This is a genomic window from Ruegeria sp. K11, from assembly GCF_056531905.1.
Genome location: NZ_JBQFMP010000011.1, coordinates 31,331 through 53,599 on the forward strand (window position 1 = coordinate 31,331; position 22,269 = coordinate 53,599).

The window sequence follows — 22,269 nt, forward strand, 5'->3', positions numbered from 1 at the left end:
ATCTTAGGTGAACACGCGCGCGGATCACGCAGCGGCGTGCAATGGAATGAGGGCGACATGGCGTATAAATCTCTTCTCACGGTCATGACCGAAACCGAGCTGTCCAAGGCGGCCCTTGCTCAGCTTGTAACGCTTGCCAACGCGCAGGATGCCCATGCCGAGGCCTTGTGCCTGGGCGTTGATCGCAGCCAGACCGGGTATTATTACGCCGGAGCCAACGCACTGATCCTGCAGGAAACGCTGAGCCGGGCGAATGCCGAAGCCGAAGAGGTGCTGGCTTTTGCAAAAGATTATCTGGGCAAATCGGACATACGCTGGTCGGCCGAGAATGGTGTGGCGCAAATCGCTGACCTCAGCCGCCACGTCGCCCGGCGGGCGCGATTCTCGGATCTGGTAGTGCTGCCCCTGCCCTATGGCAAGGATCGTGAAGCCGAAGCTGAGCCGATTGTCGAGGCTGCGATGTTCGAGGGCCACGCGCCGGTTCTTCTGGTTCCCGATGACGCCCGCCCTATCTCGCGCCCCAGTACTGTCATCATCGGCTGGAACGAAAGCATCGAGGCCATGCGTGCCATCCGTTGCGCCCTGCCCTTCCTGAAACAGGCCGATCTGGCGCGGATCGTCGTCATCGATCCGCCCCGGCATGGCCCGGATCGCTCGGACCCGGGTGGGATGTTGTCGCAAATGCTGGCGCGCCATGGCGTCAAATGCGAGATTGACGTGCTTAGCAAGACGATGACCCGTGTATCGGACATCCTCAACCGTCACGCCGCGGATACCGAGGCGGATATGATCGTCATGGGGGCGTATGGGCATTCGCGCTTCCGCGAGGCCATTCTGGGCGGTGCGACACGCAACATGCTGGAACAATCCGCCGTGCCCGTCTTTCTGGCTCATTAAACGGCGGGCATGAAAGTGAAGCAGCTGCCCTGTCGTCAGGGCGGCTGGGTTCGTTTAACCCCTGCGCACCAAGCCGATCACAAACAACAGGATCACCGCACCGATCGTGGCGAAAAGGACTGAAGAAAAGAAGCCACCTCCGACGGAAAAGCCCAAGGCGGGAAAGATTGTACCGGCCAGAAATGCGCCGACAACACCGACGATGATGTTGCCGATCAGACCGAAGCCGCGCCCTTCCATGATGCGCCCGGACAGCCATCCGGCAATCGCGCCGATGAAAAGCATCGCCAAAACGCTGCTGAATACCATGCTACACTCCTGATCACATTGGGCTTGCGCGGATCAGATCAGGTCTCAGACCAGAAATCCACCGTCTGTGTCGTCACCGGCCTCTTCCATCAGGCGCCCCATATCCGGGATTGTGACGTGGCGCTTGCCTTCCAGAGCAATGACCTGATCTTTTTTCAAAGCTGAAATCTGGCGGCTGACTGTTTCAAGCGTCAGACCCAGGTAATCGGCCATCGCCTCGCGGGTCAGAGGCAGGTCAAACACAATGGGGCCGGACATGCCGGACTTGGCGATGGACGCATCACGACGCGCGATGATCGACAGCAGGCTGGCGATTTTCTCACGGGCAGTTTTGCGACCCAGAACCAGCATCCATTCACGCGCCGCATCCAGTTCATCCAGCGTCATTTCAAGCAGGCGCTGCGCGATATGCGGCGTACTCATCATCAGCTCTTCGAACGGCTTCTTGCGGAAACAGCACATGACCAGATCGGTGGTCGCGATCACGTCATAAGGCGCAGAATCGCGCCCCGGACGGCCCACAAAATCGCTGGGCAGCAACAGCCCTACCATCTGCGTGCGGCCATCTTCCATCGTTTGCGTCAACGAGGCGATTCCGGACACGACAGAGCCGACAAAATTCATCGGATCACCAGACCAGATGACAGTCTGACCAGCTTCGAAGCTGCGATAATATTTAATGCCTTCAAGCTCTTCCAGCTCGTCAGCATCGCAATGCGCACATACTGCCCGATGTCTGATCGGACAGTCGCCGCAGTTGCCATGCTCCAGTAAAGCTTTCAAGTTCATTCGCGCGTCCACTTGATCTCGGTCAAAGAACAGACCCATTCCCTGTTATAGCCGTAGCGCTATGACAATCAAACCACAATTGGCGCGGCTTGGACTTTTTGACGCGAAGGTTCCGCGTTATACAAGCTATCCAACCGCCCCCCATTTCAGCAACGATGTGGGCCCCGACCTGTTTGGAAACTGGATATCCGGAATCACTCCCGGAAGCTCCATTTCGCTTTATGTCCACGTTCCTTTCTGCCGCAGGCTGTGCTGGTTCTGCGCCTGCCGCACACAGGGCACGCAGACCGACAATCCGGTGGTTGCCTATGTGGATGTGCTCAAGGCCGAGCTGGACCTGCTGGCGGCGCGCCTGCCCGAAGGCGTGACACTGTCGCGTCTGCATTGGGGCGGCGGCACGCCAACGCTGCTGAATCCCGACCTGATGCGCGATTTGGCCGCGCGCATCCTCGACGTGGTGCCGCTGGGCCCGGACGCCGAGTTCTCGGTCGAAATTGATCCGAATGAGATCGATGAGGCCCGTCTTGATGCGCTTGCAGAAGCCGGAATGAACCGCGCTTCGATCGGAGTTCAGGATTTCGATGATGAAATCCAGAAAGTCATCGGCCGCATTCAGGGATATGACGTCACTCGCAAGGCCGTGGACATGATCCGCGCCCGCGGCATCACCAGCCTGAATGCCGACATCCTTTACGGTCTGCCACATCAGACCAAGGCGCGCATGACGGAAAGTGTGCAAAAGTTGTTGTCGCTGACACCGGATCGCGTGGCACTGTACGGCTATGCACATGTGCCATGGATGGCAAAGCGGCAGCAGATGATCCCGTCAGACGCCCTTCCAACGCCGGAACAACGGTTGGAGCTGTTCGAAACGGCGCGACGCCTGTTCCTGTGGGACAAATACGCAGAAATTGGCATTGACCACTTCGCCACGCAGGAAGACGGCCTGACACGGGCGCTGCAGGCGGGACAGCTCAAGCGGAATTTTCAGGGCTATACCGACGATCAGGCAGACGTTCTGGTCGGTCTGGGCGCAAGCTCGATCTCTCGGTTTCCACAGGGCTATGCGCAGAACGCGTCAGCTACGTCCGCGTATACCAAATCCATTCGCGATGGTCAGTTCTCGACGGCACGCGGACATCTGTTCAAAGGGCAGGACATTCTGCGTTCACGCCTGATCGAGGCCCTGATGTGCGATTTCCAGATCGACACCGCCGAGATTCTGAGAGACCACGACATCTCGGCCAGCGAGTTGCAGCAGATGTATCTTTCGGCCAATGCAGCGTTCGAGAACCTGCTGAACATCACCGACAAGGGCCTGTTCATCCCGCCCGAAGCCCGCGCACTGACCCGTATGATCGCCCGCAGCTTTGACACCTATGACCTAAGCAAGGCGGGGCACAGCTCGGCAATATGACCTATTTGAACCGGTCGGCCACTCGACCGGTTCACCTCAAACCTGCATGAGGGGCTTGACGCCCGCCTCTGATATTCTCCACACTTGAGCGGTGGAGAGCCGCATCTCTCCGCCGCCCGAGGCAGGCCGAGTACCAGACAGACCGTGCCGACGCATCCGCGTTCGACAACCCCTTTCGTGCAGCCAAATTGCAACTGAAAGAGGGACAGCACCCATGCGCGTTTTCACCGTCCTCGGCCCCAGCCAATCGGGCAAAACAACCCTGGTCGAGGCCATCAGCCGCCTCGACGCCCGGCCGACAACATTTGATGTGTCCGGAACCGTGCATTTGCACGGTTTTTCTTATTTGGACGAACCGTGGTGCGCCATTGATGTGGACGGGGGCGGCGACAATCTGGCCTATGTCGGCCCCGCCATGGCCATATCTGACGCGGCTGTGGTGGTTGTACCGCCGGACCCGGATGCCGCCGTTCTGTGTGCGCCCTATCTGCGGCTGGTGGAAGAGGCTGGCATCCCCTGTTTCCTGTTCATCAACCGCATGGACAATCCCAACGGGCGTATCCGTGACATCATCTCGGCGCTGCAAACCTACTGCACCCATCACATCGCGCTGCGGCAGGTTCCCATCCGCGAAGGCGACACGATCATCGGCGCGGTCGATCTGATCTCGGAACGGGCGTGGAAGTATCAGGAAGGGCAGCCCTCGGCCCTGATCGAACTGCCGCAGTCGGTCGAAGATCGCGAACAAGAAGCACGCACCGAGTTGCTGGAGACCCTGTCGGATTTCGACGATCACCTGCTGGAGCAGTTGATCGAAGACAAGCAGCCCCCCAGCGCCGAGGTCTATGATCTGGCGGCGCAAGTCCTGCAGAACCACCAGCTGATTCCGGCCTGTCTTGGGGCCGCCAGCCATGGCAACGGCCTGACCCGGCTGATGAAAGCCCTGCGCCACGAAGCGCCCGAGTTCGACATCGCCGCAGGGCGTGACGAGGCCGCCGAAAACGCGCGTGCCATTGCCGGTTTCGCGGATGTGAAGAAACATATCGGCAAGATCACCGTCCTGCGCGGTCTGGGCGAGGGCGTCAAAGCCCACGCTGATCTGGGCGGCGAGACGGTCGGCAATCTGACCACGCTGGACGCCAAGACGCAGATTGGCGCGCTGGAGGCCGGGCAGATTGGGCTGGCGGTGAAATCCGACCACCTCAATCCCGGCAATCTCTATGACAGCAGCACGGCGACGCCGCTGCCGGAATGGGCCTCATCACACCCGGCAGCGCACCGGCAGGTGGTGATGCCGGCGCATGAACGCGATGACGTGCGTCTGTCAAACGCGCTGACCCGTCTGGTCGAGATCGACCCGGGCCTGCATCTGCAACAGGATGAGCTCAGCGGTCACGCGGTGCTGGGCTCGCAAGGGCCGCAGCATATGCGCCGGGTCGCCGCCAAACTGGCCGAGGATTTCGGGATCGAGATCGCAACCGACGCGGTCGAAACCGCCTATCGCGAAACCATCCGCGCGCCGATCGAGCACCGCCATAGGCACCGTAAGCAATCGGGCGGTGCGGGACAATTCGCGGATGTGGTGATCACAATCGCTCCGATGCCACGCGGGTCGGGCTTTCAGTTCGAAGAGATCGTCAAGGGCGGCGTGGTGCCCCGCAACTATATCCCGTCTGTCGAGCACGGTGCCAAGGACGCGTTGGAACAAGGCCCCGAAGGCTTTCCCGTGGTCGATGTCAAAGTCACGCTTAGCGACGGCAAACACCACAATGTCGACAGCTCGGACTATGCGTTCCGCACCGCAGGCAAGAACGCGGTGCGCGAGGCATTGCCGCAGGCGAAACCCGTTGTCCTGCAGCCGATTCTGACTGCCGAGATCCACTTGCCCTCGGACTTCGTGGGTGATCTGGTGCCAACCATCAGCTCTCTGCAAGGGCAGGTTCTGGGTTTCGAAGGCAATCCCAACGCTTCGGGATGGGAGATTTTCAACGCCCAACTGCCCGCTGTCGCCGAAGACGAGTTACACCGGACCCTGGCCAGTGCCACGCGCGGCACCGGCTGGGTCAAGCTGAGCTTTGATCATTACGAAGAATTGCGCGGGCCTGTGCCAAATGCCCAGAACAAAGAAAAACTGGCGCATTCGCACTGACCTGATCCGTAATCCTGGGCCCCGGGCATTCAGGGGCCTAGGTTGTTTCGGGCTATTTCAGCCCATTTTTTGTAGGAGAGTTTATGATGACAATTTCAAACACAGCGTTTCGAGCGCTGGCAATTTGCGCCCTGATCGCTGCGGGGGCGGGCCAAGCCGCCGCCAAGGGCAAACCCAAAGGGGCCAAGAAGACCGACCCGCAGGTCATCGCCCAACTCTATAATGGCAAGACGTCGAACTGGAACGGTGGTGGCCATGCCTATTGGGGTCCGGGCGGGCAGTACAAGGGCATCAACAAAAAGGGTGACGCGGTCGGAATCGGTAAGTGGTTTGTCACCACGCGGGGGCGGCTTTGTAACGAGACCACATGGTATTGGTCCGAAAATGGACAGACCAAGTCCGACCCCTACGAGGAATGCTGGGAATTCGTGACCGCGCCGGATGGTCAGATTTGGGAAAGATACATGCCCGACAAGACCGAGTGGTACCGGCACAAACCGGAAAAACAGGTCAACGGGGACGCAGCCAAATCGAAATTCAACAAGATTTCGAAAGATCTGGGCCTTTAATGCCTTTTAGGGCGGGGTCAGACCCGCCCTATCCCGCCGCTGCAATCAGTTCGCGAGTGTAGTCGGTTTGGGCATTTTCGAACAGGTCTTCGGCTTTGCCCATTTCGATCACGTCGCCGTTGCGCATGACGATGACGTTGTGGGACATAGCGCGCACAACCTTGAGGTCGTGGCTGATGAACAGATAGGCCAGCCCGTATTTTCGCTGCAGATCGCGCAGCAGATCGACGATCTGCACCTGCACCGTCATGTCCAGCGCACTGGTGGGCTCGTCAAGCACCAACAGTTTGGGGCGCAGAACCATGGCGCGCGCGATTGCAATCCGTTGGCGCTGCCCGCCTGAGAACTCGTGCGGATAGCGATCCATCGCCTCGGGGTCCAGACCCACCTCGGTCATGACTTCGGCCACAAGCTCACGAGGGGCGCGGTGGGGGTCGATTTTATGGATCGCCAGCCCTTCGGCAATGATCTGCATGCAGGTCATACGCGGGCTGAGGCTGCCGAACGGGTCCTGAAACACGATCTGCATATCCTTGCGCAGTCGCCGCAACTCACGCGTGGACCAACGACGCACGTCCTGATCGCGGAAGGTGATCCCGCCCTCGGACGCGATCAGCCGCATGATGGCCAAGGCAAGCGTCGTCTTGCCCGAGCCGCTTTCGCCGACAATGCCCAGCGTCTCTCCTGCACGGACGCTGAGCGTCGCGTCATTTACCGCTTTCACATGGCCGACGGTGCGTTTCAGAAACCCGCGCTGGATCGGGAACCAGACCTTCAGATGATCGGTGCGGGCGACCTCTTCGGCGTCGGTCGCCACCGGATCGGGGTGTCCAGAAGGCTCTGCCGCCAGCAGCTTTTGTGTATAGGGGTGTTGAGGATTGTCGAAAATGTCGGTGGTGACACCGGTTTCGACAATCTCGCCGTCTTTCATCACGCAGACCCGGTCGGCTATCCGGCGTACAATTCCAAGGTCATGGGTGATGAACAGCATCCCCATATTCGCGGATTTTTGCAGCTCGGCAAGCAGCTCCAGAATCTGTGCCTGAATGGTCACGTCCAGCGCGGTCGTGGGCTCATCCGCGATCAGGATGTCGGGCTTGTTGGCCAGCGCCATGGCGATCATCACCCGCTGTCGCTGCCCGCCTGACAGTTGATGCGGATAGCTGTCCAGCCGATCCTGAGGATCACGAATGCCGACCTTGGTGAGCAACTCGATAATCCGATCCCGCGCGGCATCCCCGGAAACATTCTGATGCAGCGCCAGCGATTCCGCCATCTGCTTCTGGATCGTGTGCAGCGGGTTGAGAGAGGTCATCGGCTCCTGAAAGATAAAGCTGATATCGTTGCCGCGCACATCCATCAACTTGTCGTCGGATGCGCCGATCAACTCTTGCCCGTCATAAGTAACGGACCCTTCGACAATCGCACTGTCGCCCAACAACGACACGGTGCTGAGCGCGGTCACGGATTTGCCCGAGCCGGATTCGCCCACCAACGCCACCGTCTCACCCCGATCCACGGTGAAGGACACGCCTTTGACCGCCGCCGACACCTGCCCGTCCTGCCGGAACGAGACCTTGAGGTTGTTCACATCCAACAGGCTCATGAAAAGGTCTTTCTGGGATCAAACGCATCGCGCACGCCTTCGAAGATGAAGACCAGCAGCGACAGCATGATGGCAAAGGTGAAGAAGGCGGTGAAGGCCAGCCACGGCGCCTGCAGGTTCTGTTTCGCCTGCAAGGTCAGTTCCCCCAGCGACGGGGCTGACGATGGCAGGCCAAAGCCAAGGAAGTCCAGCGAGGCCAACCCGCCGATGGTGCCGGTGACGATGAAGGGCATGAAGGTCAGTGTGGCCACCATCGCGTTGGGCAGCATGTGGCGGAACATGATGGTCATGTTGCCCACACCCAGCGCCCGCGCGGCGCGGACATATTCAAGGTTCCGCGCGCGCAGGAATTCGGCGCGGACAACGCCCACCAATCCGGTCCAGCTGAACAGGATCATCAGGATGACCAGCAGCCAGAAACTTCGCCCCAGAATCGCGAACATGATGATGATGACATAGAGCGAGGGCGTGGACGACCAGATTTCGATGATGCGTTGGAAGATCAGATCCAGCCAGCCGCCGAAAAAGCCCTGAATGGCCCCGGCGAAGATGCCGATCAGACTGGCTGCCCCGGTGACGATCAGCGTGAACAGGATCGACAGGCGGAAGCCATAGATCACCCGGGCCAGCACGTCGCGTTTGGTGTCATCGGTGCCCAGCAGGTTCTGACCGTTGGGCGGCAGAGGCGCGGCCCCGGGGCGATCCACGCTGGTGTTGAAGGAATAGGGGATCAGAGGCCAGATGGCCCAACCGCGTTCGAACCCTTCGGCTTCGAACGTGCCCGCCTTGATCTCATCAACGATACCTTCCGGGTCATCGAAACATTGGTCCAGACCACCGCTGTCGATCAGGCACATGACCTCGGGGTCGCGATAGATGGCTTCGGTCTGGAAATCCCCGCCGAACTCGGTCTCGGCATAGAATTTGAAGACCGGCATATAAAGATCGCCCCGGTACTTCACGAGGATCGGCTTGTCGTTGGCGATGAACTCAGCAAACAGCGACAGGCCGAACAGCACCGAGAAGATTATCAGCGACCAGAACGCCCGACCATTGCGCCGAAAGTTGCGCCAGCGGCGCTGGTTGAGGGGGGAAAGCGCCATTTATCCCTCCCGCTTTTCGAAATCGATGCGGGGGTCGACCAGCACATACATCAGGTCGCTGATGATGCCGACGACCAGCCCCATCAGGCCAAAGATAAACAGCGTGCCGAAAATCACCGGATAATCACGCGCCACGGCGGCCTCGAAGCCCAGACGGCCCAGACCATCCAGCGAAAAGATGGTCTCAATGATGATAGACCCGCCAAAGAACACGCCGATGAACACCGCCGGAAAGCCCGCAATCACGATCAGCATCGCGTTGCGGAAGACATGGCCATACAGAACCTTACGCTCGCTCAGCCCCTTGGCGCGGGCGGTCATGACGTATTGTTTCTTGATCTCATCCAGAAACGAGTTCTTGGTCAGCAGCGTCAGCGTCGCAAAGGCCGAGATGGTTAGCGCGATAATCGGCAGCGCGATGTGCCAGAAATAATCGGCAATCTTACCGAACAGGCTGAGGCTCTCCCAATTGTCCGAGGTCAGGCCCCGCAGCGGGAAAATTTGCCAGTAGGATCCGCCAGCAAAAAGCACCAACAACAGAATGGCGAACAGGAAACCGGGAATGGCATAGGCGACAATGATCGCTCCGCTGGTCCAGGTATCAAAGGTCGAGCCATCCTTGATCGCCTTGCGAATACCCAGCGGGATCGACACCAGATAGGCGATCAGCGTGGACCAAAGACCCAGCGAGATCGACACAGGCATCTTTTCCAGCACCAGATCAATCACGCTGATCGAGCGGAAATAACTCTCGCCAAAATCCAGCGTCAGGTAGTTGCCCATCATCGACAGGAACCGCTCCAACGGTGGTTTGTCGAACCCGAACTCTTTCTCAAGCTCAGCAATGAACTCGGGCGGCAGGCCGCGCGCACCGACATATTTGTCGTCGAACCCTCCACCGGCGGGTTCTGCGGCAGCACCCGCATCGCCACTGCCCGCGAAACCCGCAAACACGTCGCCTTGACCTTCGATCTGCGCGATAATCTGCTCAATCGGTCCACCCGGCACGAACTGCACCAAAGTGAAATTGACGATCATGATGCCAAGAAGGGTCGGAATGACCAGCAACAGGCGTCTTAGAATATAGGCGCCCATATTATCGCAGCGCGCCTTTCGCTTTCAAAGCGGCCTCTTTTTCGGGGTTCACCCACCACAGGTCCAGATAGCCGAGCGTGAAGGGCGGCAGGTTTTCGGGGTATTCATACATGTCGTAATAGGCTGTCCAGTAATCCGCGACATACCCGTCCGGTATGACGAAGAACTCATAACGCAACACGCGGTCCAACGCCATAAGGGCCGCATCCTGTTCCGCCTGATTTGTGGTATCAAAGGACGCTTCGATCACCGCGTCCACCAAAGGGCTGGCCAGACCGGCCGGGTTGAACAGGCTGAACGCTGCCTCTTCCGAGCCATACATCTGGCTCAGACCGCCACCGGTGGACAGGAATGATCCGTAACGTGTCGAATACACCATGTCATAATCCCGCTCGCGGCGGCGCAGGGTGAACTGTGACGGATCCACCTTTTCCGCCGAGGCATCTACACCGATGGATTGCAAATTCTGCACAAAAGTCTCGATCATCGTCGCGGTCGATGTCGGAATACTGGATGCATAAGGGATGTTGACTTTCAAAGTCTGGCCTTCCGCGTTGCGGCGCAGATTCCCGTCTCCGACCGGCCAGCCGGCCTCATCCAGAAGTTTCGACGCCTTGCGCAGGTTGCGACGGTCATTTAGACGTGCCGGATTGGATTCATGAGTCACCAGCGCCGGTTCACTGAGCACCTCTGGCGGAACAACGTCGCCCAAAGTTTGCAGAAATGCCAGCTCGGCTCCTTCAGGTGCGCCGGTGGCCTCAAGATGCGTGCCCTGCACAAACGAACTGCGTGGAGTGTTCAGTCCAAACATCAGCGACTCGTTGGCCCATTCAAAGTTGAACGCCAGCGCAATGGCTTTGCGGACGTTTTTGTCGGCAAATTGCGGTTTGCCCAGATTGAAAACAAATCCCGATGGCGTGGGCGGGCTGCCATCCGCAATCTCGTCTTGTACAACCGTGCCTTCGTTCAGTTTCGGGAAGTCATAGCTTGACGCCCAAAGCTTGGGGTCGCTTTCGATCCGCATGGTGTATTCACCGGCCTTGAATCCTTCGAACGCCGCTGTCTGATCGGCGAAATACTCGACCCGGATAACATCATAATTGTTACGACCCACATTGATCGGCAGGTCCTGCCCCCAGTAATCATCACGTCGCTTGTAAACGATCCGGCGGTTGATGTCGTAGCTGTCCAGCTTATAAGGCCCCGAACCAATTGCCACCTCAAGCCGGGGTTCATCCAGACGACGGCTTTCATCCGCTTCGAACCAGGCCTTGGAAAACACAGGGGTTGAGCCGACGGTCTCGATCAGTCCGCGACGGGTTACTTCGGGGCTGAAACTGAATTTGACGATGTGATCATCCAGCGCCTCGGCGTTTTGGACCATGCGGCCCACGGCTTGCGCATATGAAGGCAGGCCCTGTTCAATGAACAAACGGTGGCTGTAAACCACATCCTCGGCCGTCACCGGCGTTCCGTCCCAAAAGGTCGCTTCGGGACGCATGTAAAAAATCACATAGTTGCGTCCTTCATCATACTCCATGCTTTCGGCCAACACGCCATAATACTGCCCGACACTGTCTGCTGTGCTGTCGATCAGCGAGTCATATTGCAGCGTTGTCAGCGCCCCGGCCCGCCCTTTGCGTGAATAGGGATTCAACGAGTCAAATGTGCCAGATCCGGCCAGCGACAACTGTCCACCTTTTGGCGCATCCGGGTTGACGTAATCCAGATGCGGGTAATCAGCGGAATAGTCGAGGTTGCCAAAATAGGAATAGCCATGGCTGCGGGTGATCTTGTCTTCTGCCGCAATCGCCCCGCTTCCGGCCCAAAGCGCCAGCATCGCCGAAACACCAAACCCTGTCACCCAGGGCCGAAGAGACGAAATACGCAGTGCGGGCAGGAGGGGTTTCATATGCTCATCCTCTGGGTCGTTGACGTCATTGATCTTCGTATGCGCCAGCTAAAAAGCCAGCAGTGCCAGTTTCAAGTTTAGAATGCGTGAACGCTTTGTGAAGTTCTTCTTATACAAAAATCAGTGTCCGTGAAGCGGTTATCACCGTCCAAATTGCCTAATGGGTAAAACAAAAGGCATATCTGGTTACTGAATTTGGTGCGCGATCTTTCTGGATACCCGAAATCTCGGCCGCGTTTTCAAGTACACCCCACGATGCGTTTCATACTACACAGAAAGCTCGCTATTGCGCGGCTCACGTTGTTATTGCACGCGTTTTGCAGCCGAACTTCCAACACTTGACATGCAGCGCGGGAGTTTTGGGGAGTAGATCAGGATGCCTGGAAAAATATGAGGTTTAGTTTAGTGGTCTTCAATCCAGGAGCTTGGATGCATCCGTCACATCGATCGTAGACTCACCTCCTGCAATCCCATTCAAAGCAGTACGAAGATCAGATATTGCCCTTTGCATCTGCCCAAACAGTTTGCATTGCTCTGCGTAATCTACCGACGTTCGGAGTTCAAACATCTTTGCGTTCTGCTCTCTGGCAGCGGCCAAAGCTTCAAGAAATTCCTTTTCCGCCAGCTCGTTCTCGCAACGTGCGAGCGCGTAGACTCGAAGCGTCTCGGATCGGGCCCACCCTTCATTTGTCGAATGCTGTTGCTCACGCGCCTGAGCCAACAAGCTCAAGGCCCCTTCACGGTCACCTATTTTCAGAGTGAGCTCGGCAACTAAAGTTAAGAAGAACGGTTTGTAGTTTCCTGCACCACTTTCCCACCACGCGATCGACGCTTCGTGTAATGCGCTGATCGTTTCCTGATTTGGCGAGACATCGGCGTTCACCCAACTTCGCCACAGGCTCGCGGTCAATTTCATGAATCCGAAGGAGTGTTTAATGGACAGCTCTTCAAGCTGTTCTACCACTTCCAGCACTTTATCTGGCTCACGACGCAGTAGGTGAAGCATGCATAGATAGGTCAAAGACTGTGCGATGCTGTGTGCGTGCTCCAGCTCTTTTGCACCAGCCACAGCTCGATTTTGGATATCCAAGGCTTTGTCCGGGTCTCCCTGCATCCAGACAGCCAAACTCAGAAAACATGAGGTGATGGCCGCATGATCCGAACCGTGAATGAAGGCCAGATGCCCATCGCGCTCCCGGCTGTAGAGGTCCAGCGCTGTGCTCAAATGCTTGTGGGCCGGTCTCAGCTCTCCGATATGGAACAGTACCGCACCCATCGCGCGATGTGCGACCATCTGATGCTGCGTTTCACGCGTTGATGTCGCCAACTTCAGCAATTGCGCTGCAACAGTTCTGGCCAAATCATATTCTGCACGCACCAAATGAAAGGAATACAATCCATTGAGAACCGGGAACAGTTGCTCCGTTTCTCCGACACGCTCGCATAAGTCACGTATTCTTGCGTAAACGGAACCGGTTTCATCGGCAGCGATTCCCGCAGTCGATCGTAGAACACCAGCTTTGAGAACCTGAATCTCGATTTCCCTTCTGTCCCTTTCAACACTCTGATCGAGCTTCCAAAGCTGCTCTATCGCAAGGGACAATTGGGTGCTTGCTTCCGTATTGGCAGATCGCTGGACTGCCCGCTGACCTGCAAGGTATCGATAATCGACGGCTTCCTTGTTCATGCCCGCCATAGTGTAATGGTGCGCCAGAATTTCCGGGCTTGCATCACCAGTGTGTACTGACACATCACCCAGATGTTGCGCGACACCCGCGTGCAGAATTCGCCGCTCCCGTTTCAGCAGACTATTATAGGCAGTGTCACGAATGAGAGCGTGGCAATAGCTGAACGTTTCAAAATCGGCGGTCCGATCAACTGAAACGATGCCTGCCTCTACCAAAAGATCCAGATTGGCACGCAACGCTTTGTCGCTGATGCCAGCCACCTTTGAAATCAACGGATAGGTAAATTGAGGCCCAATAACAGCGCCGATCTGTGCGACCTCTTTGGCCGAGCTCAAGCGGTCCAGGCGCGCCATCAGTGCATCATGCAAGGTGCTCGGAACAGAATTTGCCGGCGATGCCCCACCCAGCGTGTAGGTGTCCCTACCCTTGATCAGGAGGCCCGATTCAAGGAGGTCCTTAGTCACCTCTTCTACGTATAGCGGCACACCATCCGATCTTGCCGCGACCAGATCGTACATCTCATCGGCGATCGCCTCGCCCTTGGCGACCTCGTCCACGATGTTTTTGACATGCTGAAAATCCAACGGTTTCAAAACGACCTTTTTAAGGTTCGACTGCAGCGTCCAACCCGGATCAAACTCGGGCCGGAATGTGATGATGACAAGCACGGGAAGATGACGAATTCGGGCCACGATGCGATCCAGCAGCAGCTTGGTCGTCGGATCAACCCAATGTGCATCTTCAAACAGGACAAGAACCGGATGATCCGTGGCCTCGGACGACAGATTGTTCAGCAACAAATCCAGAGATTGATCCATGATCTGTTGTGGTGTCGAATCCAAAGGCCCCAGACGATCTTCGAAGGGTATCGACAAAAGCGATGCCACCAATTTCAACGCTTCGTCGGATTTATCACTCAATACGGCGCGGATTTTTTCAAGCTTGACGTCATTTGGCTCGTCGGATCGAAGACCAGCGGCCCCTTCGAGACGCCGAATAACGGGATAGAGTGTGGTCGCAAAATGGTATGGAGAACACTGATACCGCGCTTGTTTGTGGAGCAACTCCGAAATGTTCTGCCTAAATTCTTCAATCAGGCGCGACTTGCCAATGCCTGGTTCACCTGACACCAGCACAACTTGCCCCTGGCCACTATTGGCAAGGTCCCACTTGTGGTTCAGGTCATCCAGTTCGGCCGTTCGCCCGATCAACGGTTTGAGCATCACGTCATCTATCGCCATAAAGCGGCTGACCGTCTCTCGTGCCTCGGTCACTTGCCAACCTTCGACTTCTTTGACAAAGCCCTTGAGCTTGAACGCGCCTCGCAGGACATACTCGAAAGCATCTCCGGCCAACTGATGAGTGGTTGGGGCGACGATCATTGTGCCCGGGTCCGCCATTGCCTGAAGGCGTGCCGCCAGATTGGGCGTCTCGCCCATCGCCGTGCCGTCTTCGAACATTTTTTCGCCCCGCAGATCGCCGACGACGACCAATCCGGTTGCAATCCCTATTCGAACATTGAGTTTCGCGTGGGTTCGGATAGCCGGAACCTCATCGATGATCCGCAGGCCCGCGCGAATGGCCCGTTCGGCATCGTCTTCATGCGCATGTGGAAATCCAAAAAATACCATGATCCCGTCGCCATAATAGCTGGCAATATGGCCATCAAACGCAGCAACAGCCGTGGCGCAGGTTTCTTTGAAAAGTCGCAGAACATCGGCCAGATCCTCCGGATCAACGCGTTGCGCTATTTCCGTTGACCCAACGAGATCGATAAACATGACCGTAAGCTGTCGCCGCTCCGCCACGATCTCGGGACCGCCGGATATGACGGGCGGGTGCAACCCATTTTCCGACCTGGCGCGAACGGCTTTCAGGAAACGCCTCCGCGGGCCCAGAGGGAGGCCGATGACGACAAGGTCTGCGTCAGTTAATTCAGACAGTTCGCCGAATTCGACCTCGTGTTCAGCAAAAGCAGCAGCATACTTGGACAACCCATTTTTCTTTAGCCAGGACGCTGTATCGGACATCAATAAGTTTTGCTTGCGGTAGCAACATGATCTCTACATGCGCTCTAACAGCAAGCATCTCCTTGTTAACTTAATCCGCCAAATAACCGGTGGCTCATTTGTCGAACTATAAGGTCATGTTCTTTTTCAATGAAGCTACCGTTTGGTGCCAGGTCAAGGCATTCAACAGCTCTCTTAGCGTTTTGCTGAACACAGCGTCATATCCAGGCAAGCGGTTTGAGACCTGTCTTTCATCCAACGCGAATTCGCCGCAGCATACCAGCCTCGGCAAGCTCTTAGATTTGAGGAAATAACTGAGCCCTTACCAAGTATGTGGATGATTGTCTGCTTTGGCCGCGGGCTATTGTATCTCTCGTATCTGCAGCGAGAAATTTCAAGCGAAGTTTGGACCATTCTTATTGCAAGAATGCGTCGGTGTCAGTTGTAGCTACTCCCAAAACCAAAAAACTGGCCACAGTAGGTTCGCGAACGTTTTTGGGCAATCGTACATGAGCCTAAAAATCCAGGTTCTCGACGCTCAGCGCATTTTGCTGAATGAATTCGCGGCGGGGTTCGACGACGTCGCCCATCAGTTTGGTGAATAAATCGTCGGCCTCGACCATGTCGTTAACGCGCACCTGCAAGAGTGTACGGGCGTCCGGGTCCAGTGTGGTTTCCCAAAGCTGGTCCGGGTTCATCTCACCCAAACCCTTGTAACGTTGCAGAGACAGGCCCTTTTCACCTTCCTCAAGAATGGCGCGCAGCAAATCCAAAGGCCCGTGGATGGCCTGCGACCGATCCCGGCGGATCAGGGTTGCGGGCGAGTTGTAGACCTCTTGCAGGCTTTGGGTAAAGCTGCCGGTCTTGCGCGCCTCGCCCGAACGCAGCATGGGGCCGTCCAGCGTGCGGACCTCTTCAACGCCACGCAGGATGCGAGCCAGACGGATGCCGTGGTCCTGGGTGATGCGACCCTGCCAACCGCGCTCATATTCAAGCGCAATCAGGTCGAGGCGGGCAGCGACCTTGTCGGCCACACCTTGCAGGTCGGCATCGACCGCCCCCGGAACGAAAGCGCCTGCAACGGCGGCCTGTTCCAGAATATGGCGCGGATAATGCGTTGGGAAGGCGTCCAGTACGCGCTTCAATTGCCGCGCCTCATCGACCACACGGGTCAGGTCTTGCCCGATGATCTCCTCGCCCGAGCCCAGTTTCAGCACCGCGCCCTCGACCCCTTGATTGATCAGGTAGTCATCCAGAGCAGCCTGATCCTTGAGATAAACCTCTGATTTTCCGCGCGAAACCTTATAAAGCGGCGGTTGTGCGATATAGAGATACCCGCCCTCGATCAGCTTTGGCATTTGGCGGTAGAAGAAGGTCAGCAGCAAGGTTCGGATATGCGCGCCGTCCACGTCCGCGTCGGTCATGATAACGATCTTGTGGTAGCGCAGTTTTTCGATGTTGAACTCGTCCCGGCCAATGCCGGTGCCCAGCGCCATGACCAGATTGCCGATTTCCTGCGACGACAGCATCCGGTCAAACCGAGCCCGTTCCACGTTCAGGATTTTCCCGCGCAAGGGCAATACGGCCTGCGTCAGCCGGTCCCGACCCGTCTGCGCGGACCCACCAGCCGAGTCACCCTCGACGAGGAAAACTTCGGTTTTGGACGGGTCTTTCTCGGAACAATCTTTCAGCTTACCCGCCAGATAGTTCACATCCATCGCCGTCTTGCGGCGGGTCAACTCGCGGGCCTTGCGCGCGGCCTCTCGGGCCAGCGCGGCCTCGATGATCTTGCCGACGATCCCCTTGGCTTCGCTCGGGTTTTCCTCGAACCATTCGGCCAGCTTTTCGTTCATCAGGCCCTCAACAGCCGGACGCACCTCGGACGACACCAGCTTGTCCTTGGTCTGGGACGAGAACTTGGGATCGGGCACCTTGACCGACAACACACAGGTCAGACCTTCGCGCGCGTCATCGCCGGTAAAGCTGACCTTTTCCTTTTTCGCGATCCCGCTGGATTGCGCATAGTTGTTGATCGTCCGGGTCAGAGCGCCCCGGAACCCCGCCACATGCGTCCCACCGTCCCGCTGAGGGATGTTGTTGGTGAAGGGTAGCACCGTCTCGTGGTAGCTGTCATTCCACCACATGGCGATTTCAACGCCGATATCGTCACGTTCGCCTTTGATGTAGATCGGTTCGGGCATGGCCGGGGTTTTCGACCGGTCGAGATATTTAACGAACTCTTTGACCCCGCCCTCATAAAACAGCTCGGTTTCCAACCGTTCTGCGGGGCGTTCGTCGATCAGGATAATCCGCACGCCCGAGTTCAGGAACGCCAGTTCGCGCAGGCGCTTCTCCAGCGTCTCGAAAGAATATTCGAGGTTCGAGAATGTGTTGGTCGAGGCCAGGAACCGCACCTCGGTTCCCGTCTGATCACCGCAATCCCCGACCACCTTCAGATGCTCGGCCGTCTCGCCGCCTTCGAACCGGGCCACGTGTTCCTTGCCGGCACGCCAGATGCGCAGCTCCAGCCAATCGGACAGCGCATTCACCACCGAAACGCCCACGCCGTGCAGTCCGCCCGACACTTTGTACGAGTTGCTGTCGAACTTCCCGCCCGCGTGTAGTTGGGTCATGATGACTTCCGCAGCCGAGACACCCTCTTCGGGGTGAATGTCCACGGGAATTCCACGCCCGTTATCGCTGACTGACACGCTGGAATCGGCGTGGATTTTCACCGTCACATGATCGGCATGACCGGCCAGCGCCTCATCAATTCCGTTGTCCACGACCTCGTACACCATATGGTGCAGACCCGAGCCATCATCCGTATCCCCGATATACATGCCGGGGCGCTTACGAACGGCCTCCAACCCTTTGAGAACTTTTATGGAATCAGCGCCGTATTCCTGTGGAGCCTGTGTGTCTTCGGACATTCAGTCAGTACCTATATTATTTTGGTAACTTATACGTTCTCTGGTGGGGAATGTCACGCGGTCCCCCAACATTTTGTGTTCCCAACCGTGCTTTCCAACCGTTTTGGAAACCGCTCTCCAACCGGCTACAATCGATCCAGATCGGCGGCGATATCTGCAGCGATCTGTTGCGCATCCACATCCTTGCGTTCCGCCGACAACCGCAAGCCCAGAAGGTCAGACTGATACCGCGCCGCGAGACGATCCGGATCGCTCGACGCCCCGATCTCGCCACGTTGTTGGGCTTGTTGGAAAAGGGTCGAAAAACAAGTCATCATCTCGGCCAAATGCGTGCTGGCAAGGGCCGCAAGCTCATGATCTCTTGCCCAGAGCTCGGCATAGGTTTTGGCCAGCATACAAGCCTTGGCCGGTGCGCCCGATCCAGCCACAACAATGCCCGGCTGCGCCTTGAGCGCGCCAAGCGGCCCCAGATCATCCGCCAGCGCCATCAAACGCGCCACCCCCTCTTCGGCGTATTTCTCCAGCGCCAGCGCATACAGCGCATCCTTGGACCCAAAAGCCGCATAGAAACTTCCGGGCTTCAGCTTCAACTCCCGCTCCAGGTCTTTCAACGATGTCCCAGCCCAACCCTGTCGCCAGAAGATATCCCGCGCCTGCCCGATCAGCGCATCGCGGTCGTATGAGGGTTTGCGAGGCATCAGCGTCACCAATTTTTGAACGTTTGCTCAAATATATACTTGAGTGATCGCTCAAGAAAGCCTAAATACGACTCATCGCGCCAGAAACAGGAGTTTTGATATGGCAAATTTCCCCTCCCACGACCTCGAAACCGCCCCAGAAGGATCCAAACCGCTGCTGGAGAAATCGCAGGCCGCCTTTGGCCGTCTGCCCGGCCTGCACAAGGTGATGTCCGAAAGCCCGCAACATCTTGAGGCCTATCAGCTGCTGCACCACCTGTTCTTACAAACCGATTTCGACAACGACGAAAAAACCGTCGTCTGGCAGACCATCAACGTGGAAAACGAGTGCCACTACTGCGTTCCCGCCCATACCGGCATCGCCAAGATGATGAAGGTGTCGGATGATATCACCGAGGCGTTGCGCAATGAAACCCCGCTCCCTTCCGCCAAACTTGAAGCATTGCGCAGCTTTACCCTGCAACTGATGCAGAGCCGCGGCAATGTCACAGACGCGCAGCTGCAGGCCTTCTTTGACGCAGGTTACTCTCATCGGGCAGTTCTGGACGTGGTGTTGGGGCTGGCGCAGAAAACCATGTCGAATTACGTCAACCACATGGCACAAACCCCGGTCGACGAAGTGATGCGCGGCTTCCTGTGGGAACGCAAAGTCGGCGAGCCTGCCTAAGCCACGACCGAGCCTTCACCGCTGTCAGTGACAGTCAGCGTCTGGGCCCGACCCTCCAATTCTTCAAACAGCTCAGGCCCGGTGCCCGTCATCCAGGCCTGAGCGCCCAGCGCGCAAATCTCGTCATAGAGCGCCGCACGTCGCTCGGCATCGAGATGGGCCGCCACCTCGTCCAGCAGCACGATCGGCGGGGCGCCGACCATCCCCGCCAAAGCCCGCGCATTCGACAGGATCAACGAGACCAGCAGCGCCTTCTGTTCTCCGGTCGAGCAATCCTTGGCAGGTACGCCCTTGGCCGCAAAGACGCCAAATAAATCCGACCGATGCGGCCCCACCAACGTGCGCCCCGCCGCCAGGTCCCGAAACCGGCTTTCATTCAACGCCTCGCGCAAGTCGCCCGCAGTCTCCGGCATCGCACCCTCAGACTGCACCAACTCTAGCTCGGCAGAGGGAAACGCCGTTTCCGCCTGATCCTGCGCCGTACGCAAATGCTCCAACGCCGCCAGACGGGACGCATGAATGCGGTGCCCCATCTCGGCCATCTGCGCCTCTAGCGCTGCATACCAATGCGCATCCCGCACCTGCTCTTTCAGCAGGCGGTTGCGTTCCCGCATGGCTTTTTCATAGGTCAGAGACGCCTCGGCGTGCGAAGGATCAAAGCTCAGCGCAATGCGGTCCAGAAACCGCCGCCGCCCCTCTGCCCCCTCGATCCACAGCCGATCCATCGACGGGATCAGCCAGACCACCCGCGCAAGCTTGCCCAGATCAATCTGACTGGCCGCCTTCTCATCAATCCGAACCTGCCGCGCCGCGCCGCCTTCGGACCATGTCTCGATCTCATAGGCCTGCCCTTGCGCCTGCAACAGTCCCGACAGCTTCCAGCCCAAGGCCTCGGGCCGCCGGGTCATCTCCGCCGCGCTGGCCCGCCGCATCCCGCGACCGGGCGAAAACAACGACACCGCTTCAAGAATATTGGTCTTCCCGGCCCCGTTTGGCCCATGTATCGCCACCGGTCGCCCATCCAAAGACAACCGCGCCAGCTTATGAGACCGAAAATGCGAGACCGTAAGCTCGGTCAGGGCCAATCCCATGACCCCTCCCTTCATCTTTTCAAAAATACTCCCGTCCCTCTGCCCGGCAGGCGGCTTTGCCGCCGTTAGGGGAGGCATCGCGCGTCAGCGCGATCAGACGCGCATCGGCATGACAACGTAAACCGCGCTCTGATCATTGCCTTCGCGCATCAGGGTTGGGTCACCTGCGGAATTGAACAGAAACACCGCATTCTCACGATCCACCTGAGACGCAATCTCCAACAGGTACTTTGCGTTGAACCCGATCTCCAGCCGCTCGTCGCCATAAGCAACAGCCAGCTCTTCCTCGGCGGCGCCGCTGTCGGGCGCATTGACCGACAGCACCAGCTTGTCCGCATCCAGTTGCAGCTTTACCGCTCGCGACCGCTCGGAGGACACGGTCGCAACCCGATCCACGGCCTGAGCGAACTCAGCCGCATCCACTTCCAGCTGACGCGTGTTCCCCTGCGGAATAACGCGTGTATAGTCCGGAAATGTGCCATCGATTACCTTGGACGTCAGCGTTATGTCAGGCGTCGCGAACCGCACCTTGGTTTCGCTGACCGAAACCGCGATCTCCATCTCGTCATCATCCAGCAGCTTACGCAACTCGCCCACGGTTTTGCGGGGGACAATAACACCCGGCATGTCTGTTGCTCCTTCCGGCAAATCAGCATCGATACGCGCCAAACGGTGGCCATCCGTGGCCACACAGCGCAGTACTTTTCCGCCATCTGATCCGTCAGCCACATGCATATAGACGCCATTCAGATAGTACCGCGTCTCTTCTGTCGAAATGGCAAATTTGGATTTGTCAAACAGCCGCCGAAGCAGCGCAGCAGGCGCTTTGAAATTCGACTGGTATTCCGAGGAGGCCATGACCGGGAAATCCTCTTTCGGCAAGGTCGCCAGCGAAAAGTTCGACCGCCCGGCCTCGACCGTCAGACGCCCCGCCGCACTGTCCGCGGTCAGGGTGACCAGCGCACCGTCCGGCAACTTGCGGACGATTTCATGCAACGTGGTCGCAGCCACCGTTGTTGCGCCAGCCTTTTCCACCTGTGCCGGGGCCTTGTCCACCACTTCGATATCCAGATCGGTGGCACGGAACTGAGCCTGATCGCCTTCGGCCTCGATCAAAACGTTGGCAAGTATCGGGATCGTATTGCGACGTTCGACAACAGATTGGGCCTGCGAAACGGCCTTGAGAAGGGTGCCGCGTTCGATGCTGATCTTCATACCCTCAATTCCTTTGACTTTCGTGCCGAAATGGGCGGGACTGGCACGTTAGCGGCTCTGCCCCGAGGCACAAGGACTTTCTATCGATTTCTCAGCCGGATTGACCGGTGCGTCAAGGGTCG

The 22,269-nt window shown here is 57.8% G+C and carries 16 protein-coding genes; 5 read left to right on the plus strand and 11 right to left on the minus strand.

Annotation, left to right across the window (positions count from 1 at the left end; all coding sequences use genetic code 11):
* Positions 1-57 precede the first annotated feature (57 nt).
* Positions 58-897: a universal stress protein gene (locus ACR0K4_RS17185; RefSeq protein WP_480521760.1), complete on the plus strand. Its 840-nt coding sequence runs from the start codon at positions 58-60 to the stop codon at positions 895-897.
* A gap of 54 nt (positions 898-951) precedes the next feature.
* Here ACR0K4_RS17185 and ACR0K4_RS17190 read toward each other — a convergent pair whose 3' ends face one another.
* Positions 952-1,206 (minus strand): GlsB/YeaQ/YmgE family stress response membrane protein, encoded by a 255-nt coding sequence (locus ACR0K4_RS17190; protein WP_480521759.1) that lies wholly within the window; start codon positions 1,204-1,206, stop codon positions 952-954.
* 45 nt (positions 1,207-1,251) lie between these two features.
* Positions 1,252-1,995 (minus strand): transcriptional regulator FnrL, encoded by a 744-nt coding sequence (gene fnrL / locus ACR0K4_RS17195; RefSeq protein ID WP_480521758.1) that lies wholly within the window; start codon positions 1,993-1,995, stop codon positions 1,252-1,254.
* A gap of 61 nt (positions 1,996-2,056) precedes the next feature.
* Here fnrL and hemN point away from each other — a divergent pair, with 61 nt between their 5' ends.
* The 3 genes from hemN to ACR0K4_RS17210 all read left to right on the plus strand — a co-directional run bounded on the left by hemN (position 2,057) and on the right by ACR0K4_RS17210 (position 6,130).
* Positions 2,057-3,412 (plus strand): oxygen-independent coproporphyrinogen III oxidase, encoded by a 1,356-nt coding sequence (hemN, locus tag ACR0K4_RS17200; RefSeq protein WP_480854950.1) that lies wholly within the window; start codon positions 2,057-2,059, stop codon positions 3,410-3,412.
* A 214-nt stretch (positions 3,413-3,626) separates the two neighbouring features.
* A complete protein-coding gene (locus ACR0K4_RS17205) occupies positions 3,627-5,561 on the plus strand; it encodes an elongation factor G (RefSeq protein ID WP_480854951.1) in 1,935 nt (644 codons plus the stop codon).
* Between the two features lie 83 nt (positions 5,562-5,644).
* Complete coding sequence (locus tag ACR0K4_RS17210; RefSeq protein ID WP_480854952.1) at positions 5,645-6,130, plus strand: DUF995 domain-containing protein; 486 nt, start codon at positions 5,645-5,647, stop codon at positions 6,128-6,130.
* A gap of 28 nt (positions 6,131-6,158) precedes the next feature.
* On the opposite strand, the gene ACR0K4_RS17215 is transcribed toward ACR0K4_RS17210, so the two are convergent.
* From ACR0K4_RS17215 to ACR0K4_RS17245, 7 genes are all read right to left on the minus strand, one after another.
* Positions 6,159-7,736 (minus strand): ABC transporter ATP-binding protein, encoded by a 1,578-nt coding sequence (locus ACR0K4_RS17215; protein WP_480854953.1) that lies wholly within the window; start codon positions 7,734-7,736, stop codon positions 6,159-6,161.
* The gene (locus ACR0K4_RS17220) at positions 7,733-8,839 is read right to left on the minus strand and encodes an ABC transporter permease (protein ID WP_480854954.1); all 1,107 of its coding nucleotides are present in this window, start codon (positions 8,837-8,839) and stop codon (positions 7,733-7,735) included. Before ACR0K4_RS17220 ends, ACR0K4_RS17215 begins: the two co-directional genes overlap by 4 nt.
* Complete coding sequence (locus tag ACR0K4_RS17225) at positions 8,840-9,934, minus strand: microcin C ABC transporter permease YejB (RefSeq protein ID WP_480854955.1); 1,095 nt, start codon at positions 9,932-9,934, stop codon at positions 8,840-8,842.
* 1 nt (position 9,935) lies between these two features.
* A complete protein-coding gene (locus tag ACR0K4_RS17230; protein ID WP_480854956.1) occupies positions 9,936-11,846 on the minus strand; it encodes an extracellular solute-binding protein in 1,911 nt (636 codons plus the stop codon).
* A gap of 412 nt (positions 11,847-12,258) precedes the next feature.
* On the minus strand, positions 12,259-15,564 hold the full coding sequence (locus tag ACR0K4_RS17235; protein ID WP_480854957.1) for an ATP-binding protein: 3,306 nt from the start codon (positions 15,562-15,564) through the stop codon (positions 12,259-12,261).
* Positions 15,565-16,058: 494 nt separating this feature from the next.
* Positions 16,059-18,476 (minus strand): DNA topoisomerase (ATP-hydrolyzing) subunit B, encoded by a 2,418-nt coding sequence (gene gyrB / locus ACR0K4_RS17240; protein ID WP_480854958.1) that lies wholly within the window; start codon positions 18,474-18,476, stop codon positions 16,059-16,061.
* Between the two features lie 125 nt (positions 18,477-18,601).
* On the minus strand, positions 18,602-19,174 hold the full coding sequence (locus ACR0K4_RS17245; protein ID WP_480521748.1) for a TetR/AcrR family transcriptional regulator: 573 nt from the start codon (positions 19,172-19,174) through the stop codon (positions 18,602-18,604).
* A 100-nt stretch (positions 19,175-19,274) separates the two neighbouring features.
* Here ACR0K4_RS17245 and ACR0K4_RS17250 point away from each other — a divergent pair, with 100 nt between their 5' ends.
* Positions 19,275-19,841 carry a carboxymuconolactone decarboxylase family protein gene (locus tag ACR0K4_RS17250; protein WP_480521747.1) on the plus strand — a complete coding sequence of 189 codons (567 nt, stop codon included), beginning with the start codon at positions 19,275-19,277 and terminating at the stop codon, positions 19,839-19,841.
* Here the strand turns inward: ACR0K4_RS17250 and recF are convergent.
* The gene (gene recF / locus ACR0K4_RS17255) at positions 19,838-20,932 is read right to left on the minus strand and encodes a DNA replication/repair protein RecF (RefSeq protein WP_480854959.1); all 1,095 of its coding nucleotides are present in this window, start codon (positions 20,930-20,932) and stop codon (positions 19,838-19,840) included. The two genes, ACR0K4_RS17250 and recF, sit on opposite strands and share 4 nt — an antisense overlap.
* Before the next feature lie 93 nt (positions 20,933-21,025).
* The gene (gene dnaN / locus ACR0K4_RS17260; protein WP_480854961.1) at positions 21,026-22,147 is read right to left on the minus strand and encodes a DNA polymerase III subunit beta; all 1,122 of its coding nucleotides are present in this window, start codon (positions 22,145-22,147) and stop codon (positions 21,026-21,028) included.
* Positions 22,148-22,269: the final 122 nt, after the last annotated feature.

Coding starts and splice junctions, on each gene's coding strand:
- ACR0K4_RS17185 (WP_480521760.1), top strand. CDS start 58: ATGGCGTATAAATCTCTTCTCACGGTCATGACCGAAACCGAGCTGTCC.
- ACR0K4_RS17190 (WP_480521759.1), bottom strand. CDS start 1,206: ATGGTATTCAGCAGCGTTTTGGCGATGCTTTTCATCGGCGCGATTGCC.
- fnrL (WP_480521758.1), bottom strand. CDS start 1,995: ATGAACTTGAAAGCTTTACTGGAGCATGGCAACTGCGGCGACTGTCCG.
- hemN (WP_480854950.1), top strand. CDS start 2,057: ATGACAATCAAACCACAATTGGCGCGGCTTGGACTTTTTGACGCGAAG.
- ACR0K4_RS17205 (WP_480854951.1), top strand. CDS start 3,627: ATGCGCGTTTTCACCGTCCTCGGCCCCAGCCAATCGGGCAAAACAACC.
- ACR0K4_RS17210 (WP_480854952.1), top strand. CDS start 5,645: ATGATGACAATTTCAAACACAGCGTTTCGAGCGCTGGCAATTTGCGCC.
- ACR0K4_RS17215 (WP_480854953.1), bottom strand. CDS start 7,736: ATGAGCCTGTTGGATGTGAACAACCTCAAGGTCTCGTTCCGGCAGGAC.
- ACR0K4_RS17220 (WP_480854954.1), bottom strand. CDS start 8,839: ATGGCGCTTTCCCCCCTCAACCAGCGCCGCTGGCGCAACTTTCGGCGC.
- ACR0K4_RS17225 (WP_480854955.1), bottom strand. CDS start 9,934: ATGGGCGCCTATATTCTAAGACGCCTGTTGCTGGTCATTCCGACCCTT.
- ACR0K4_RS17230 (WP_480854956.1), bottom strand. CDS start 11,846: ATGAAACCCCTCCTGCCCGCACTGCGTATTTCGTCTCTTCGGCCCTGG.
- ACR0K4_RS17235 (WP_480854957.1), bottom strand. CDS start 15,564: ATGTCCGATACAGCGTCCTGGCTAAAGAAAAATGGGTTGTCCAAGTAT.
- gyrB (WP_480854958.1), bottom strand. CDS start 18,476: ATGTCCGAAGACACACAGGCTCCACAGGAATACGGCGCTGATTCCATA.
- ACR0K4_RS17245 (WP_480521748.1), bottom strand. CDS start 19,174: ATGCCTCGCAAACCCTCATACGACCGCGATGCGCTGATCGGGCAGGCG.
- ACR0K4_RS17250 (WP_480521747.1), top strand. CDS start 19,275: ATGGCAAATTTCCCCTCCCACGACCTCGAAACCGCCCCAGAAGGATCC.
- recF (WP_480854959.1), bottom strand. CDS start 20,932: ATGGGATTGGCCCTGACCGAGCTTACGGTCTCGCATTTTCGGTCTCAT.
- dnaN (WP_480854961.1), bottom strand. CDS start 22,147: ATGAAGATCAGCATCGAACGCGGCACCCTTCTCAAGGCCGTTTCGCAG.